This is a genomic window from Dokdonia sp. 4H-3-7-5, assembly GCF_000212355.1.
In the GTDB taxonomy this organism is placed as follows: Bacteria; Bacteroidota; Bacteroidia; order Flavobacteriales; family Flavobacteriaceae; genus Dokdonia.
Map to the genome: position 1 here is coordinate 1,609,436 of NC_015496.1, position 16,641 is coordinate 1,626,076.

Annotated in this window: 13 protein-coding genes and 1 tRNA gene; 5 read left to right on the plus strand and 9 right to left on the minus strand. The window is 36.8% G+C overall.

Features of this window, described 5'->3' with window-relative positions; all coding sequences use genetic code 11:
* Positions 1-7: 7 nt before the first annotated feature.
* From KRODI_RS07130 to KRODI_RS07145, 4 genes are all read right to left on the minus strand, one after another.
* A complete protein-coding gene (locus KRODI_RS07130) occupies positions 8-2,095 on the minus strand; it encodes a M56 family metallopeptidase (RefSeq protein WP_013750918.1) in 2,088 nt (695 codons plus the stop codon).
* Positions 2,092-2,463 (minus strand): BlaI/MecI/CopY family transcriptional regulator, encoded by a 372-nt coding sequence (locus tag KRODI_RS07135; protein ID WP_013750919.1) that lies wholly within the window; start codon positions 2,461-2,463, stop codon positions 2,092-2,094. The genes KRODI_RS07130 and KRODI_RS07135 overlap by 4 nt, the downstream gene beginning before the upstream one ends.
* Before the next feature lie 264 nt (positions 2,464-2,727).
* Complete coding sequence (locus KRODI_RS07140) at positions 2,728-3,366, minus strand: hypothetical protein (RefSeq protein ID WP_148235990.1); 639 nt, start codon at positions 3,364-3,366, stop codon at positions 2,728-2,730.
* Between the two features lie 145 nt (positions 3,367-3,511).
* The gene (locus tag KRODI_RS07145; RefSeq protein WP_013750921.1) at positions 3,512-4,900 is read right to left on the minus strand and encodes a dipeptidase; all 1,389 of its coding nucleotides are present in this window, start codon (positions 4,898-4,900) and stop codon (positions 3,512-3,514) included.
* A gap of 290 nt (positions 4,901-5,190) precedes the next feature.
* Here KRODI_RS07145 and KRODI_RS07150 point away from each other — a divergent pair, with 290 nt between their 5' ends.
* Complete coding sequence (locus KRODI_RS07150; RefSeq protein ID WP_237699390.1) at positions 5,191-6,576, plus strand: cell wall anchor protein; 1,386 nt, start codon at positions 5,191-5,193, stop codon at positions 6,574-6,576.
* A gap of 178 nt (positions 6,577-6,754) precedes the next feature.
* Positions 6,755-6,836, plus strand: a tRNA-Leu gene (locus tag KRODI_RS07155).
* 146 nt (positions 6,837-6,982) lie between these two features.
* On the opposite strand, the gene KRODI_RS07160 is transcribed toward KRODI_RS07155, so the two are convergent.
* Genes KRODI_RS07160 through KRODI_RS07170 form a run of 3 tightly spaced genes read right to left on the minus strand, consistent with a single transcriptional unit; the run spans position 6,983 to position 10,852 of the window.
* Positions 6,983-7,927 carry a carbohydrate kinase family protein gene (locus tag KRODI_RS07160; RefSeq protein WP_013750923.1) on the minus strand — a complete coding sequence of 315 codons (945 nt, stop codon included), beginning with the start codon at positions 7,925-7,927 and terminating at the stop codon, positions 6,983-6,985.
* Positions 7,917-9,266: a sugar porter family MFS transporter gene (locus KRODI_RS07165; protein ID WP_013750924.1), complete on the minus strand. Its 1,350-nt coding sequence runs from the start codon at positions 9,264-9,266 to the stop codon at positions 7,917-7,919. Before KRODI_RS07165 ends, KRODI_RS07160 begins: the two co-directional genes overlap by 11 nt.
* Positions 9,267-9,307: 41 nt before the next feature.
* A complete protein-coding gene (locus tag KRODI_RS07170; RefSeq protein ID WP_013750925.1) occupies positions 9,308-10,852 on the minus strand; it encodes a glycoside hydrolase family 32 protein in 1,545 nt (514 codons plus the stop codon).
* A gap of 206 nt (positions 10,853-11,058) precedes the next feature.
* Between KRODI_RS07170 and KRODI_RS07175 the strand changes: the two genes are divergently transcribed.
* The 3 genes from KRODI_RS07175 (at position 11,059) to KRODI_RS07185 (ending at position 15,217) form a co-directional block, all read left to right on the plus strand.
* A complete protein-coding gene (locus KRODI_RS07175; protein ID WP_013750926.1) occupies positions 11,059-12,099 on the plus strand; it encodes a LacI family DNA-binding transcriptional regulator in 1,041 nt (346 codons plus the stop codon).
* Between the two features lie 79 nt (positions 12,100-12,178).
* Positions 12,179-12,835, plus strand: a complete 657-nt coding sequence (pgmB, locus tag KRODI_RS07180; protein ID WP_013750927.1) for a beta-phosphoglucomutase — start codon at positions 12,179-12,181, stop codon at positions 12,833-12,835.
* Between the two features lie 90 nt (positions 12,836-12,925).
* Positions 12,926-15,217 (plus strand): glycoside hydrolase family 65 protein, encoded by a 2,292-nt coding sequence (locus KRODI_RS07185; RefSeq protein ID WP_013750928.1) that lies wholly within the window; start codon positions 12,926-12,928, stop codon positions 15,215-15,217.
* Between the two features lie 77 nt (positions 15,218-15,294).
* Here the strand turns inward: KRODI_RS07185 and KRODI_RS07190 are convergent, their stop codons facing one another.
* Both KRODI_RS07190 and KRODI_RS07195 read right to left on the minus strand, forming a co-directional pair.
* A complete protein-coding gene (locus KRODI_RS07190; RefSeq protein WP_013750929.1) occupies positions 15,295-15,900 on the minus strand; it encodes a DUF4230 domain-containing protein in 606 nt (201 codons plus the stop codon).
* 170 nt (positions 15,901-16,070) lie between these two features.
* Positions 16,071-16,640, minus strand: a complete 570-nt coding sequence (locus KRODI_RS07195) for a pentapeptide repeat-containing protein (protein ID WP_013750930.1) — start codon at positions 16,638-16,640, stop codon at positions 16,071-16,073.
* Position 16,641 lies beyond the last annotated feature (1 nt).

Here is a 16,641-nt window from a genome sequence, read left to right on the forward strand (position 1 = left end):
CTTGTAATTATTCTTTGATTTTTACAAATTTGAAAGACTGTTTCTCTTTGTTAGAACCTCTTGAAATGAGCTGCATAGTATACAGAGGGTTTTCAAATAATTCAATCACCTCATCATCTGAGAGTAACTTGTCATTATAGTAATAAAGTGCTTTTTGTTGAAGTAGATCCTTATGGATAATCATTTTATTATGTAAGGTAGAAGTCTCCGTGGTAATATTAGGTTCCTTAGATTTAAGTATCGCTTCTTCTTTTGAGATTTCTTTTCCTTCAAATTCAAAAGTACCGCCATTTAGGGCGTGCTCTTCAACGTTTTTTGATAAAGAACCATCTTCATCATAACTTGCTTTAACTTCAAAATGATTGCTTTTTTGGTTTATTGGATGAGGCTGATTTTTATCTTTCTGTTCATCATTCATATTATCATAAATAATTTGAATTGTTTTTAAATCAGCAGCAGGAATTTGTTCAACAGTTTTGTTTTTATATTTTGATGTGAGGCGATTGTAAATTTCTAATTGGCGTCCATCAACTCCTGCATTTTCAGGAAGCTTATCTATAATAGTTCCATTCTTGTTATTATTCATTACAGCTAGTGCCTTTTGACCCGTTTCAGTTACAGTTATTGTAAGCGTATCTCCTTTTTTAATTGCTGGTTTTTGTGGCACATTATTATCCTTGCTTCCTATAAAAGTTTTGGGTGGGTTGCTGTATGGATACGGTGTTTTAATTTCTGTTACACCACCTTTTGCAAGGCGTACAGCTTCTTCATAGGTTACTTCTTTACCATCATAGATAAAAAGGCTACCTAGTTTATGCATTTTGAGTAAATGTTCTTCTGGAGATGGCGGTGGTGGTGGCGGAGGAAGCTCTCCTCTTGGTGCTGGTGGAGCGGGAGGTGGCGGAGGAATAAGGCGCAGACTGTTATTTGCCTTATACAATTGCGTTTGTCTAAAAACAGCTTCGGCTTTATTTATAAACTCTTTTGAGTTGTCCTTAAAAATCATAGACCTCACCGGCTGTGCAAACTCTTCTTTTGTCCACTCTTGTGTGATATTATCTATGCTTTCGCGAAAGCTGTCAAGCGGACTATATTGTCCATTTACATAGATGCTGTCATTTTTCACTTCTATAACTAGTGCGTTTTTACCATTACGTGTAGCTCCTTCTACAAACTGTGTGGCGTAGGTTGAGGTTTGAGGTGCCTTTTGCTCTTTAGGTTTTTCTTGAGCAATGATTCCTTGATTAAAGAGTAGTAGGCAAATTGTAACTACTGGAATGAGTAGTAATGCGCGCAGCACTACTTTTTTACGACTAAATGATTGTGATAACATAACGATTCGTTTTTTGGTTAATGAATAATTAAAAGGACTCTCGAGCGCAGTGTGATGAGTACTGCTTGCATAACTTAAGAGTATGTTTTGATATATAGCAATATTACTTTCATCTACTATAACACATTGATCTGCTAGAAATTCGTGGTTTAATTTTATAGAACCTTTATAAAGCCACACAAGCGGATTAAACCAGAAAATGACCTCTATAAACTCTATGGCAATAATATCTAGGGAGTGCTTTTGGCGTACGTGAGTTGCCTCGTGAGCAAGTACCTCTGGAGCTATTTCCTTTTGTGTGTATGAATGTTTGTTTACAAAAATCCACTTTAGGAAAGAGTGCGGCACCATAACTTGCTCTAGTAAAGCAAGCGTGAAGTGTGATGATGGGTGCAGCTCTGCCTGATGTATCTTTCGCTTTAAGCGCACAAGATTTACAATAAAACGAAAGCCAAAAATGAATACACCTAGAAGATATATACTCCAGATAACGGTGTTTGTATAATCTACATCAGTAACTTGAGCGGCCTGACTTGGATTGGAAACCGTCTCAACATATTCTTGAAATATGGGAGTAATCTGTGGTGCTTCTGCTGCTTGGTATGTAAAGGTGATAAGTGGTATGGTAAATGAAAATACAAGACTTGCCAGGAGGTAAAATCTTTTAAAGTGGTGCATCGCTTTTCCTTCCAGCGCTAGCTTATAAAAGCCAAATAAGATGCCTAAACATAAAGCGCTTTTTAAGAGATAGATGAGTATCATTTCTTTTTGGCTTTAAGTTGCTTATCTATGATTTGTTTTAACTCCTCTAGTTCTTGCTGTGAGAGATCTGTCTCACGGGTAAAGAATGAAGCGAACTGACCAGCGCTATCATTAAAGAAATTTTTAATCAGCCCATTTACGTGTTTGGAGAAGTAGTCTGTCTTCTTTACAAGAGGGAAGTATTCCCTAGAACGGCCGTATTGTTTATAATCTACAAACTTCTTGTCTTGCATACGCTTAAGTAGTGTTGCGATTGTCGTGGTCGCTGGCTTTGGATCTGGATATGCTTCTATGAGATCTTTCATAAATGCTTTTTCCTGTTTCCAGAGCAATTGCATAAGCTGTTCTTCAGAAGTGGATAGTGCCATAATGTTCTACAGTATTAGAATGTACTCTACAAATGTAGAATAATATTTTAATTCTACAAGTGTAGAGTTAAAATAACTTAAGATAAGTGTCTGTAATAGTGTCTTTTTACGCTTTCGCGAAAGCGTAATTACCCTCGTTCATATTAGTAAGGGATGGGCTTCTGTCTATTGTCTGGCTTCGTTTTTTTGAAATATACTGGAATAAATAAAGGGTAGTGCTTAAAGTTATTAAACACTACCCTTTGTTTTTGTTTGTTATTAGAATTACAGACTATTTGAGAAATCTATAATAGCTTTGATTTCACTCGCGTTGCGAACCTTATTTTTATTTTCTTTTAAAAATACTTTAAGCTGTTGATTATGTGCTTTAGGAAACAAATCAAAAATTGATTTTTTATTGACTTTAATTAGTTTTATGGAGTTTTCATCTTTTAGCATATAATACTCCTTTATAGTTATTTTTCCTTTTCTATTTTTTTCTAAAGTAGTTTTTGCCTTTTGTGGAAGCCTTAAGTCGGCTTCGTACCTCGCATACAAAGTACCCTCTAGAATCGATCCTAAAGACTCTATATATCCTAGTTTTCTAGAGCTATCTTCGGTTAGATAGGAAGCGTAAGTAAACTCAGAATTATTAATCTTTACCGAGGTAGCAGAGGCCTTTTTCAAAAATGTTGTAGCAGATTGTGATAATGATTCTTTTATTTCGAATACATCGTTTAGAATATCATATCTTACGTAAGCTTGGAATGTTTTTTTGCTGAGGTTATCACTAATTACTCCTAGTTGAAAATCATTGTCGAGATATTTTGACCCATTAAAATCTTCAAGGTTAATATTGAGCTCTTTTTTTTTATAAAACTCTGTATTTGTAGGGAGTGTCTGAGCAAGGGTTACTTGCTGCACTGCGAAGACCATAAAAAGTATAGAGAGTGTCACCTTGTACATAGAAAATTTTTTGGAATTAGAATCAAATATTATGCCGGTTAATATAAAACGCCCTGGTATTTAGAATTTTACAGGGCGCTGTGTGCAATGCGTAATTACGAGTCTACCCATGCATCTCTGTAAAATACTGGTAGAAATAAGGGATGGTTTCTATTCCTTTTAAGTAATTCCATACACCAAAATGCTCGTTTGGTGAGTGTATCGCATCACTGTCGAGACCAAAGCCCATAAGGATAGTTTTACTTTTAAGCTCTTTCTCAAAAAGCGCCACAATAGGAATACTACCTCCACTACGTTGCGGGATAGGTGTTTTTCCAAAGGTTTGCTCATACGCCTTTTCGGCGGCTTGGTAAGCCACATTATCTATAGGTGTTACATAACCTTGACCTCCGTGATGCGGTGTTACCTTAACATTTACTCCTGCTGGAGCAATACCTTCAAAATGCGTTTTAAATAGTTCTGTAATTTCTTGCCAGTCTTGGTTAGGAACTAAACGCATAGATATTTTTGCATAGGCTTTACTGGCGATTACTGTTTTTGCTCCCTCACCAGTATAACCACCCCAAATGCCATTAACATCAAGGGTAGGGCGTATAGAGTTACGTTCATTTGTAGTGTATCCTTTTTCTCCATAAACAGCATCTATATCTAGCGCTTTTTTATAATTTTCAAGAGAGAATGGAGCCTCCGCCATTTTATCTCGTTCTAGTTGACTAAGTTCTTCCACCTTGTCGTAAAAACCTTTTACAGTGATGTGATTATTCTCATCATGTAGTGAAGCAATCATTTTTGATAAGACATTAATAGGGTTTGCTACAGCACCACCATAAAGACCAGAGTGAAGGTCACGATTAGGTCCTGTAACTTCTACTTCTACATAGCTTAAACCGCGAAGTCCTGTAGTTATAGATGGAATATCATTTGCAATCATTCCTGTATCTGAGATAAGAATGACATCATTTGCAAGTTTTTCTTGGTTACGCTCTACGTACCAAGCGAGATTTGCGCTTCCTACTTCTTCTTCACCTTCTATCATAAACTTCACATTACAAGGAAGTCTATCATTTGCAACCATATACTCAAGCGCTTTTACGTGCATATACATTTGTCCCTTGTCATCACAAGCCCCACGTGCAAAGATGGCACCGTCTGGATGTTTATCTGTTTTTTTAATCGCAGGCTCAAATGGTGGTGAGTCCCATAGTTCTATAGGATCTGCAGGTTGTACATCATAGTGACCATATACAAGCACTGTAGGTAAGTTTTTATCTATAATCTTATCTGCATACACAATTGGATATCCAGGAGTCTCACATATCTCTACAGTATCACATCCTGCATCTCGTAAACTCTGAGCTACAGTTTCGGCAGTTTCATTTGTAGCCTTTGCAAAAGCAGGGTCTGCGCTTACACTTGGTAATTTTAATAACTCAATAAGTTCATTTAAAAATCGATCCTTATGTTCTGTTATGTAATCCTTAGCATTTTTCATTTGATAGTAATTTTTTTCAAAAGTACAAATAAGAGAAGTTCTGTAATAATTAGTAAAATTTTAAATCAGAGTTTCCTCTTTTTTTAACCTTCATTTTGTGCGGATTATTACAAGTAACAAATCGATTAAAAAATGCATTTAAAAATAAAACATTAAAATATTGTGCATTTGGTCGATTATAATGTTAATTACAACGTTAATTTATGTGTTAAAATTTATTTTTGAAAAAAAACATCATGAGATATATAATTACAATTTTGTCTTTGCTGGGCTGTTTTTTAACATTGAATATGACAGCGCAAGTTGGAATCAATACCACTAGTCCTGATCCATCAGCGGTTCTTGATATACAATCTGAAGTAGGTGGAGTATTGACACCAAGAATGACTTCTACACAGAGATTAGCCATATCAACTCCAGCACAAGGATTGTTAGTTTACGATATTACTTTGGAATCTTTTTATTATTATGAAAGCGGATGGCAGAGAATAAGTATTAATAATTCTAGAGTAAATTATAAATTAGTTAAGGATGCATCAGATCTGGCAGAAGAGCTTGCTGCTGGTGGTGGTTCTACTTATTTATTAAATTCAAATTTTCTTTACGAAATTAATGGAACAATTGTTTTGGGTGCTCCTATAAATATGAATGGTGCCTATATTGAAGGAGTAGATTCTTCTCAGGATATATTGGTTAATGGTTCAGGGGCAGCACTTTTTCAAGGAGAAGCTGGTAGGATAAGAAATTTAACTATCTCTGGAGGAGGAGCTCCTATTTTTGATATTACAGGGTCGGGGTCTGATCTTTTGGTAGTGAATAACTCAGTCTTTACTGGTGCAAGCAGCATGGGTACACTTAGTTCATTAGGCACAGTGTTTTTTAGTATAATACAATACGTGAATAATAATAATGGATTTAATGTTTCTGATATAGACTCTTTCTTTATGAGCAATGTATTTTGGACGACTTCAAATACGGGAACATTTGCGACTGTTTCAGGAACCTTTAATAATTTTCAAATTGCAAGTGGTAGGATAGAGGCAGACGCGGGTGAGGTAGGAGTAGATGTTAGTGCTAACCCAATTATTGTTAATGAAGCTAGCTTGAATGGATTGAGTTTTGTAGGTGCCGGAACGTTGGTGTCAAGATACACTGCTGGGAGTTACACAGATTTTAGTTTTACTACAGATTGGAACGTAAACTGTTCTGGTATTCCCACAGAGACTGATGATCAATCTACAGCCAATTTTTATAGTACTTCGGCAATAACTACAGGGTTTACACAAACTATAAACACTAGTTCAGCGGTTCCAATTGTGGGTAATGGAGCTTTCGATAATACAGAATTATTTCGTTTTAGATCAAACCCGGCAAATAATAGATTAATTTACGAAGGGAAGAAAGTCAGGAATTTTCAAGTGAATGCATCTCTATCTATTCGTGTAACAAACGCTGGTAATGACTTCTATAGTTTTATTATTGCAAAAAATGGGGTGGTAGTTGATGACTCTGATGCATTGGTACTTATTGAAAATGATACACAAATACAATCTGTGTCAATAAACACGGTTGTTACTATGAACAGCGGAGACTTTATAGAAATATATGCTCAACGATTAACAGGAACTGGTTCAGATACGCTTGTTGTTTTTTCGGAGAATTTGACAATTCGATAAGGTTGGTTTATAACGCTTCACAGTTTTCATAATCAAGATGTTAATTTTAAAAACTCCTAATTTATTTATAGAGTGAGAGAATAAAATTTATTTTTTTCAATTATTTATTTTGAGATTGAAAAAAAAGTATTATATTTGCACCCCGTTACGAAGTTATTACGTGACGATATATTGAAATGCGGGCGTGGTGGAATTGGTAGACACGCCAGACTTAGGATCTGGTGCCTCACGGTGTGGAAGTTCGAGTCTTCTCGCCCGTACAAAAACCTCTCAAGAAATTGGGAGGTTTTCTTTTGCAATAAACTTTCAGACACAAAACAACAAAGCCGACCTTTGAAAAGTCGGCTTTGTTGTTTTGTATACTTACGAAATATATTGAATTTAAATTTTCGCGAAAGCGTGATTACTAAATATCATCAAGTAGATCATTTACTTCATCATTATGCACTGTTGGATTTGCACCAGGTTTACCAGCTACTAAGCTGCCCATAGCACAAGCTACCTCAAGTGCATCATCTGCCGTTTCTCCAGATAATAAACCAAAGACTAAGGTTGCTAGAAAACTATCTCCAGCGCCTACGGTGTCTGCCACTTTAGTTTTAAAACCTATTTGAGTGTGAATGCCACCTTTATGTAATAACATCGCTCCCTCTGCACCTAACGTAACGCAAACGGTAGGAGTCTCTGTCATTGCACTAAGCATTTTAAGCTCATCCTCGAGCGTCTCGGCTTCTATACCCATTGCTAGCACAACAAGCTCTAGCTCTTCATCGTTGAGCTTTATCATATCTGCCGCTTCCATTAGCCCTACTACCACTTCAAGATCGTAATGGGGAGCACGAAGATTTAAGTCAAAAACCGTAAACTTAGATCGTTCTATAAGTACTTCTATTGCTTCAAGATTTACAGGAGGTGTAATTTCTTCTTCTGCGTCAAGTAGCAGAGTGTCAAGATTTACGCTTTCGCGAAAAACGAGACTCCCTATAATCAAGGCGTCTGCATTTGTAACTGCTGCTACATTATCTTCTGTCCATGCAATGTTATCCCAAGCAGCATTGTCTCCTATTTCGTAAGAAGCAACACCTTTCTTATCAAGAGTAACGGTTACTTGACCCGTAGGCTTATCATTGCGTTGAATATATTTGGTTTTTAGCCCAAGCTCTTTAATTTCGGCAAGTGCTTCTTTGCCTAAAGCATCATTACCTAGGGTGGAAATCATAGCTACATCTACTCCAAAAGAGTGTAAGCGCAACGCCACATTGAGTGGAGCGCCACCTAGATGTTTTTTGTCTGGAAATGTATCCCAGAGGATTTCGCCATAACAGGCAATTTTAAGTGGATTATTTGGCATGGTCTACAAGGTCTTTTTCTAGTTCTTCAAGGGTGCGTCCTTTTGTTTCTGGCATATATGTAATTGCCCATATCAATTGGAGTACCATCATCCCTGCAAAGAAATAATAAATATTCCAAAGATGGTCCCTCATGATCCCTTCTTTATCATCTATAAAATATGGTGTCACGAGTGTGATGATAGCAGCAAATACCCAATGGGTACTTGTTCCCCATGATTGTCCATAGGCTCGCACGCGATTTGGGTATATTTCTGAGAGAAATACCCATATTACAGCTCCTTGACCTATGGCGTGTGATGCAACAAATGTGCAGATAAATATAAGTAACAATGTAGCGCTTAGCTCCATCTGGAAACATATACCTACCATAACTAGGCTTATAATGTAGCCTATGGAACCTATAATAATAAGTTGTTTTCTTCCTAATTTATCCAGTAAACGCACTCCTATAAAAGTGAATATAAGATTTACAATTCCTATAGAGATGGAATTGAAGAGTGACTCGGCTCCTCCTAGCCCCGCTTGTTCTAGAATTTGAGGTGCGTAGTATAGCACAAAGTTGATTCCAGATAACTGATTAAAAAATGCAATGAGAAATCCTAACCATAAAATACGTGAGTACTTTTTTTGAAATAGATTTTCTGAACTTGTTTTTTGTTGTAAGTCTAGCTTAATTTCCTCAAGTCGTTGTTGTGCAGAAGCGGCTCCATTATATATTTTTTGCAGCACGAGCATCGCTGCTGCATCGTCTTTCTTTTGTAAAACTAACCATCGCGGACTGTTAGGAACTTTCATTACCATAAGCGTATAAATAAGCGCAGGTATTGCTTCTACGCCTAGCATCCATCTCCAGTCGTTTGCACCATCTACACCTTTGAGTAACCAGTTTGATACAAAGGCTATGAGAATACCAAAAACTAACCAAAATTGGTATAATCCTCCCAGCTTACCACGGTTAGACTCCGAGCTTATTTCTGTAATATAAATAGGAGCCGCTACAGAGGATACTCCTACACCTATGCCTCCTATAAATCGAAAGGCAGAAAAGGTATAAGGGTCTTGAGTAAGTGCACACCCTAAGGCAGAGACAAAAAATAAAATACCAATCCAGAATAGCGTTTTTTTACGTCCTAATATTTTGGTGGGAAAACCACCTAGTAAAGAACCTACTACCGTTCCCCATAAAGCCATGCTCATGATAAAAGTACCATGCATAAATGGAGATAGGTTCCACAGTTCTTTAATAGGGGAGTTTGCACCACTTATAACAACGGTATCAAAGCCAAATAAAAAGCCGGCAAGGGCTACGGTAATACTCCATTTTGTAATCTCTTTCATATGCTTTTTTTTATGGTCGTGAGAGGTGATGTTCTAGTACACTACTTCCAGATTCGTTTTATTTTACTCACTTTTAAATTTGCGATTGTAGCATCCTCACTTGTAAATGTGAGTGCAGTAAATGGCGTGGTAGGAAAAATTTGATCTGTAAACACAGTACTTCCACCATCTATAAATATTTCTATAGAGGAGGCATCCATAATTATTGTGAAATCTACATCTTCCTTATTGTCAATTATAGCTGGTGCTATGTGTGGCTTTTCTCCAAAAGAAGTCTCAAAGTCTGTAATGCCAGAATCAGTGCGATCTAATATAAATTGAGACTTACTGCTATCATAACTTAGCTTAAGAGATTCCTTGTTAACATTTGAAAAGTTGAGTTCAAAGTCATCTAGATTACCTGGTATTTTAAAATATAGTCGTTGCTCATTATAATTTTTACTAGATAGAGACATTCCATTTTTCATAGTGTCGTGTTCTACCGTGTCATAACTATATTCATCTATTGAAGCTACAGGATAGTTTTTCAAATAAAACCCATTAGAGCTGTTTTTATGCAGCGTAAGCTTTCGCGAAAGCGTCATTGCACTGCGCCACGCTTCTGTAGGAGTGTCACGGGCATAGTTCCAGTTACTCATCCAGCCTATAAACGTACGATCTGTATCTGGCAGGCCATTAAAGGTGACGCCTGCATAGTTATCTGTACCGTAGTCTAGCCATTTTATTTCTTTTTGGTTGGTAGTAAATGTGGTGCCATCAAAATCACCTATAAAATACTGTGTTCCAGAACCTCCGTTAGGAGCACCAGGATTAATACTTATAATTAAAACCCACTTAGTCTCATCGCTTCCCTCAACCTCAAGCGGAAACAAATCTGGACACTCCCAGACGCCGCCGTGAGCTCCTATGTTTTTTCCAAACTCACTCATAAGCGTCCAGTCCTTAAGATTTGGGCTACTATAAAATTTTGCGTGATCGCCAGCGACAAGTGACATTACCCACTTCTGAGTGTCATCGTGCCACATTACCTTAGGATCTCTAAAGTCTTTGATGTTTCCTTCATTACCTATAACGGGATTGCCACTATATTTTTTCCAGGTCTCACCTTCATCTAGACTATAAGCAATACCCTGAGTTTGAAAATCTTTGCGTCCTGCTTTTTCACCCTCCATAAGGTGATAGGTAAAAATAGCAACCATAGGAGGATTATCTTTTGTACCTAAGCCAGAGGTGTTATGTATATCCATCACAGCGCTACCAGAAAAGATAAGACCTAGCTCGTCTGGATACAAGGCAATGGGTTTGTGCTCCCAAGAGATAAGATCTTTTGAGGTGGCGTGACCCCAGTGCATAGGTCCCCAGACAATGTCTTCTGGGTAATGCTGATAAAATAAGTGATAAGTGCCGTTGTGGTATAAAAGCCCGTTGGGGTCATTCATCCACATTGTGGGTGGAGTAAAGTGATATTGAGGGCGATAATTTTCGCGAAAGCGGTCTTCTACCACTGCCACTTCATCTACAGGTATTGTTTTTTCTTTACAACCTATAAGAGTAAAAAGTGCAAGAATGATAAGAAGCTGCTTCATTTTTTGACTAGTTTTTAGACATAAATTGAACAAGTAGATTAATTTAAAATGATCTAAATGCTATTTAAACCATCCTAAAATAGGGCAAAAATTTACATTTTGATAATAAATATAATAACTTATTAAGAATACATCGTTTTCGTACCCAAAAGGATTTGTTTAAATTGTACTATAGCTTTTAGTAAGCCTATTTTTACGATACCATTATGAAAAGAAAACTCACCTTAAAATTAATTGCCAAAGAACTTGATGTTTCTATCTCTACTGTCTCAAAAGCACTGCGTGATAGTGCAGAGATAAGTGAAGACACACGCCAGAAGATTAAAGCCTTTGCAAAGCTGTATAATTATAAGCCTAATAATATCGCGTTAAGTCTTAAAAACAGGAAGACACGCACTATCGGGATTATTATACCGCAAATAGTACATCACTTTTTTACCACTGTAATACGTGGAGTTGAGCAAATGGCGAGAGAGCACAATTACAATGTGATTATTACCCTTTCTAATAATGATTTTGATAAAGAGGTCCTTAATATGGAGCTACTCGCAAATGGTAGTACAGATGGATTTATCCTATCCTTATCTAAGGAAACAATGCAAAAGGATGATTTTAGACATCTTACAGAAGCAATAGATCAAGGAATGCCTGTAGTGATGTTTGACCGTATAGTAGATGAAATACCATGTGATAAGGTACTCATAGACGACAGGGAAGGGGCAAAATTAGGTGTGAATCATCTTATTAGAACAGGATGTAAAAAGATTGCAATCATCACTACAGATGACTATATAACAGTAGGAAAACTAAGAACCAAAGGCTATATAGAAGCGCTTGAGTCTGCTGGAATAAAAATAGATACAGACCTTATTTTAAAATTAGACGCAATAGATGATCTTAATGATAAGACTATGGCGCGCATCAAGCATTTCTTAAAAGGAAAAGATATAGATGGCGTGTTTACCATAAACGAGATATTTGCAGTAACTGCTGCCAAATATATCATGGAGGCAGGTAAATCAATACCTAATGACGTTGGTATTGTGAGCTTCTCAGATGGTGAGTTGTCTAAGCACTTTGTACCTAGCTTGACTACGGTAAGTCAGCATGGAGAGCAAATGGGACGCAAGGCAGCAGAGCTTCTTATCAATAAATTAGAACGTCCAGAAGAGGAAATAGAGGAATACACAACGGCTTATATAGAAACGAGTCTTGTAGAACGAGAAAGTACGAAGCGAATTAAATAGTATCGCTTTCGCGAAAAATTAAAATCAACAAAAGCGATTGGTTTATCCATAAACCAATAGGCATGAAACTAACTTGACATTGAAAAAAAAAGCATTTTTATTTGACCTAGATGGCGTAATAGTAGATACAGCAAAATTTCATTACCTGGCATGGCGCAATCTCGCTAAGGAAATGAACTTTGATTTTACAGAAGAACAGAACGAACTTTTTAAAGGAGTTAGCCGTGTACAATCGCTTGAAATTCTGCTAGATCTGGCATCTTATGAAGCTACGCAAGAACAAAAAGAACGCTGGCTTATACAGAAGAATGAAGAATACCTCAAATATATAGAGGCAATGGATGATAGTGAGATTCTTCCAGATGTAGTACGTGTACTAAACTTTTTACACGAAAAGAATCAAGGTGTCGCTCTTGGTAGTGCTAGTAAAAACGCTAGGCCCATTTTAACAAAGCTTAATCTCATACAGAAATTTGAAGCTATAGTAGATGGTAATGATGTGACGGCTGCAAAGCCAGATCCAGAAGTATTTTTAAAAGGAGGAGAAGCTTTAAAAATAGAACGTACAGATTGTATTGTTTTTGAAGATTCTATTGCGGGAGTACAGGCGGCAAATGCTGCTGGAATGGTAAGTATAGGTATAGGAGAAAAAGATGTATTACATGAAGCAGATTATGTATTTGCAGACTTTAAAGAAATGAGTGAAGCATTTTTAGCTTCACTTATTGAAGCATAAGACTACTAGAAAAACAACAATTTATTTAATAAACGTTCTGCCGCACTAATTTGTAGGGTGAGGACTATTATTTAAAATTTTATTGAGAGTATGCATATAGATTATATCACACCAAATAGTTGGTCCATTATAGAAGAGGGATGGAACCCAGATAACGTAAAATCTTCAGAGAGTTTAATGGCACTGGGTAATGGAGCCATGGGACAACGCGCAAATTTTGAAGAAAATTATAGTGGAGCCACTTTTCAAGGAAGTTATATAGGAGGTGTATATTATCCAGATAAAACTCGTGTAGGCTGGTGGAAAAATGGATATCCAGAGTACTTTGCAAAGGTGCTCAATGCTCCTAGCTGGATAGGCATAAAAGTGACAGTAAATGGTGAGAGCCTAGATTTACATACGTGTAAAGAGGTGAAAGATTTCCGTCGCGAACTTGATATGAAAAGCGGTGTATTGTACAGAAGCTTTAAGGCGACCTTACAAAATGATGTAGAGATTACAGTAAAGTCTACTCGCTTTTTGAGCATGAAAATGGATGAAATAGGTGCTATTAACTACGAGGTAACACCTATTAATGGAGATGCCACAATAAGTTATGAGCCTTACTTGGATAGTGGTATCACTAATGAAGATTCTAATTGGGATGATAAGTTTTGGAACACGCTAGAGGTTTCAGAAGATGGTGATATGGCTTTTATTACGGCACATACCATGAAAACAGAGTTTCATGTGTGCACTATGATGCATAATAGATTTAATATAGATGGCAGGGAGGTTACGCTTTCGCGAAAGCGTACTAACACTACCGAAACATATATCGGTCATGTTTATGAGACGGAAATCTCTCAAGGAGAAACTTTTAGTATTCATAAATTAGGAGGATATGTAAGTAGCCTTAATCATGAACAAGATAATCTTGTAAACGCTGCTACGACCGTATTTAATGAGGCCACTACAGTTGGTTTTGATACTTTACAACAACTTCAAAAGGAGTCATGGGCACAAACTTGGGAAATGTCTGATATCACCATAGATGGTGATGTAAAGGCGCAACAAGGTATACGCTTTAATATCTTTCATCTCAATCAGACATACACGGGACAAGATAGCCGTCTTAATATAGGTCCTAAAGGATTTACTGGAGAGAAGTATGGAGGATCAACCTATTGGGATACGGAAGCGTATTGTATTCCATTTTACATGGCGACTAAGGATCAACAAGTGGCTAGGCAATTGCTTACCTATCGTTATAAGCAGCTGGATAAAGCTATTGAGAATGCAGAAAAGTTAGGCTTCTCGGGAGGTGCTGCATTATACCCTATGGTCACAATGAATGGGGAAGAGTGCCATAACGAGTGGGAGATTACCTTTGAGGAGATACACCGTAACGGCTCTATGGTATATGCTATTTATAACTATGAACGCTACACAGGCGATACTACTTATATTCCAGAAATGGGGCTAGAAGTGATCATAGCTGTAGCACGTTTCTGGAGACAGCGAGCTACTTTTTCTAAAGCTAAGAATGCCTATGTGATACTAGGAGTTACAGGGCCTAATGAATATGAAAATAACGTAAACAATAACTGGTTTACAAATTATATTGCAAAGTGGTGTATGGAGTTCGCTTTCGCGAAAGCTGAATTGATAAGAGATACTCAAAAGCAAGACTGGTCACGTATATCTGGTAAAACTCATCTGTCTTACGACGAGATGCTCTCTTGGAAATCTACAGCAGAACAGATGTATTTCCCATATTCTGAAGAGCATGACGTATTCTTACAACAAGATGGTTTCTTAGATAAAGAGTTAATCACCGTAGCAGATTTACCAAAATCCAACCGACCTATTAATCAAAAATGGTCTTGGGATCGCATCTTGCGTTCGCCTTACATTAAACAAGCAGATACACTACAAGGTTTTTACTTTTTTGAAGATCATTTTACTCAGGAAAATCTAGAAAAGCACTTTGATTTCTATGAGCCATTTACGTTACATGAAAGTTCGCTGTCGCCATGTGTACACGCTATACAGGCTGCTAAGCTAGGTAGGATGAATCAGGCATATGAATTCTACTTACGCACGTCAAGGCTTGATCTAGATGACTATAATAAAGAAGTAGAAGAAGGTTTACATATCACGAGTATGGCTGGAACCTGGCAGAGTGTGGTAGAAGGTTTTGGGGGAATGCGTGTGAAAAATGACACACTATCTTTTGAAACTAAAATTCCAGATGCATGGGAAGCTTATTCTTTCAAAGTAAACTTTAGAGGACAGATTCTCAAAGTTGAGGTAAACAAGAGTGAGACAACATTTACTCTTATGAGTGGAGAAGCACTAGATATTATTGTAAATGGTAATAAGGAAACAATAAGCGCATAAGTTATTTTATAGATACTCAAAAACGCATCATAGAGATTCACTTTATGATGCGTTTTTTATTTTATGGAACAAGTTTATTATGGTTTAATAGGATGTGCGTCATCTATAATATTGCCATTATATTCTAACGTCCATTCTAGTGAGCTAGTAAGAAGATAAATTTTAGATAGCTCAGATATGAGTCTGTTTTGTGCATTTGTGTACAGGGTGGAATTTTTAATTTCCTTCTCAAGTCCTTTTTGAACGCGTGATTTTATGATATTATAATCTCGAGCATTAAACTGGTTGAGGTAGTCCTGCTGCACATCATAATATTCTATATTAGGATTAATTTTCAACTCAGGTTCTGGGATATAGGTAATGCTTACGGTTTTTGTGACCTCATCAATTTCTGTAGTAACTTTAGAAAGATCGTAGGCAATGGTTGCTTCGGCATTTACTACCACTAATGCTTTTTTTGTGGCAGATAGCACATCTACATAGAATTTTTTTGAATCTTCATAGGTAAAAACTTGGGCATAGTTACCTTCTGTAACGATGAGCTTACCTACATTTTTGATTTGTTTTTCTATAAGAGCGGTATTTGCTCGTAGCTGTTCTTTCTCACTTTGAGAATGCTCGCAATACCGTAAGCCAAAAACAATAAGTAAGGTGAGTATTGCACCAAAAAGTATGTTACGCATAGTTGTGTTTTTCCATAACTAAGGTACATAAAATAAAAAGCCACACGTTAGTGTGGCTATATGAGTTTATAAATCCCCCAATTTAATCCCTCATTGATTATTGATGTAAATATAGTTTGAGGAATAGCTTTTCAGTAGGGGCATTTACCCTATTTTCTGTATTACAAATCTCACTTAAGATTGAGCTGTAAGTGTGCTACGAGTCCTTCTAAGTTATCCTTAGAAAACATAGCGCCTTTCATATTGTTATTCGTAGTGTCAATAGTAAAATCGAGCGCTTCTATAAAATCTGCTTTAGTAAGATCTGTATTGTCAAAAATAGTTTTACTCAATGTTGACCCAGTAAATGTGGCCTGTGATAAATCTGCACCAGTAAAATCTACTTCTGTAACTTGGCAAGAAGTAAAAGATGTTCCTTTTAAAGGTAATTGTGTGAAGTTTGCTAGCTGTAGTATGCTTTCGCGAAAGCGTATATCTAACATAAACGGCTGGCAAACACTGAAATCTGCGCCTAATAACTTGCACGAATCGAATATAACTTGATTGAGAGTGGTGCCGCCAAATTTTACATTAGTAAGGTTACAATCTATGAATGTACATTCTAGAAAGCTTGTATTTGAGACATGAAGATTTTCAAAGTTACAGTCTGTAAATGTGCAATTGTCATACTCACTTTTTTTAAAGGATTGTAAGGTGAAGTCGATGGATTCAAAATCTTGGTCATCATAGAAGTCCGACATA

Excerpts from the sequence above, each read along its gene's own strand:
- KRODI_RS07130 (WP_013750918.1), bottom strand. The coding sequence starts at position 2,095 with ATGATACTCATCTATCTCTTAAAAAGCGCTTTATGTTTAGGCATCTTA.
- KRODI_RS07135 (WP_013750919.1), bottom strand. The coding sequence starts at position 2,463 with ATGGCACTATCCACTTCTGAAGAACAGCTTATGCAATTGCTCTGGAAA.
- KRODI_RS07145 (WP_013750921.1), bottom strand. The coding sequence starts at position 4,900 with ATGAAAAATGCTAAGGATTACATAACAGAACATAAGGATCGATTTTTA.
- KRODI_RS07150 (WP_237699390.1), top strand. The coding sequence starts at position 5,191 with ATGACAGCGCAAGTTGGAATCAATACCACTAGTCCTGATCCATCAGCG.
- KRODI_RS07160 (WP_013750923.1), bottom strand. The coding sequence starts at position 7,927 with ATGCCAAATAATCCACTTAAAATTGCCTGTTATGGCGAAATCCTCTGG.
- KRODI_RS07165 (WP_013750924.1), bottom strand. The coding sequence starts at position 9,266 with ATGAAAGAGATTACAAAATGGAGTATTACCGTAGCCCTTGCCGGCTTT.
- KRODI_RS07170 (WP_013750925.1), bottom strand. The coding sequence starts at position 10,852 with ATGAAGCAGCTTCTTATCATTCTTGCACTTTTTACTCTTATAGGTTGT.
- KRODI_RS07175 (WP_013750926.1), top strand. The coding sequence starts at position 11,059 with ATGAAAAGAAAACTCACCTTAAAATTAATTGCCAAAGAACTTGATGTT.
- KRODI_RS07185 (WP_013750928.1), top strand. The coding sequence starts at position 12,926 with ATGCATATAGATTATATCACACCAAATAGTTGGTCCATTATAGAAGAG.
- KRODI_RS07190 (WP_013750929.1), bottom strand. The coding sequence starts at position 15,900 with ATGCGTAACATACTTTTTGGTGCAATACTCACCTTACTTATTGTTTTT.
- KRODI_RS07195 (WP_013750930.1), bottom strand. The coding sequence starts at position 16,640 with ATGTCGGACTTCTATGATGACCAAGATTTTGAATCCATCGACTTCACC.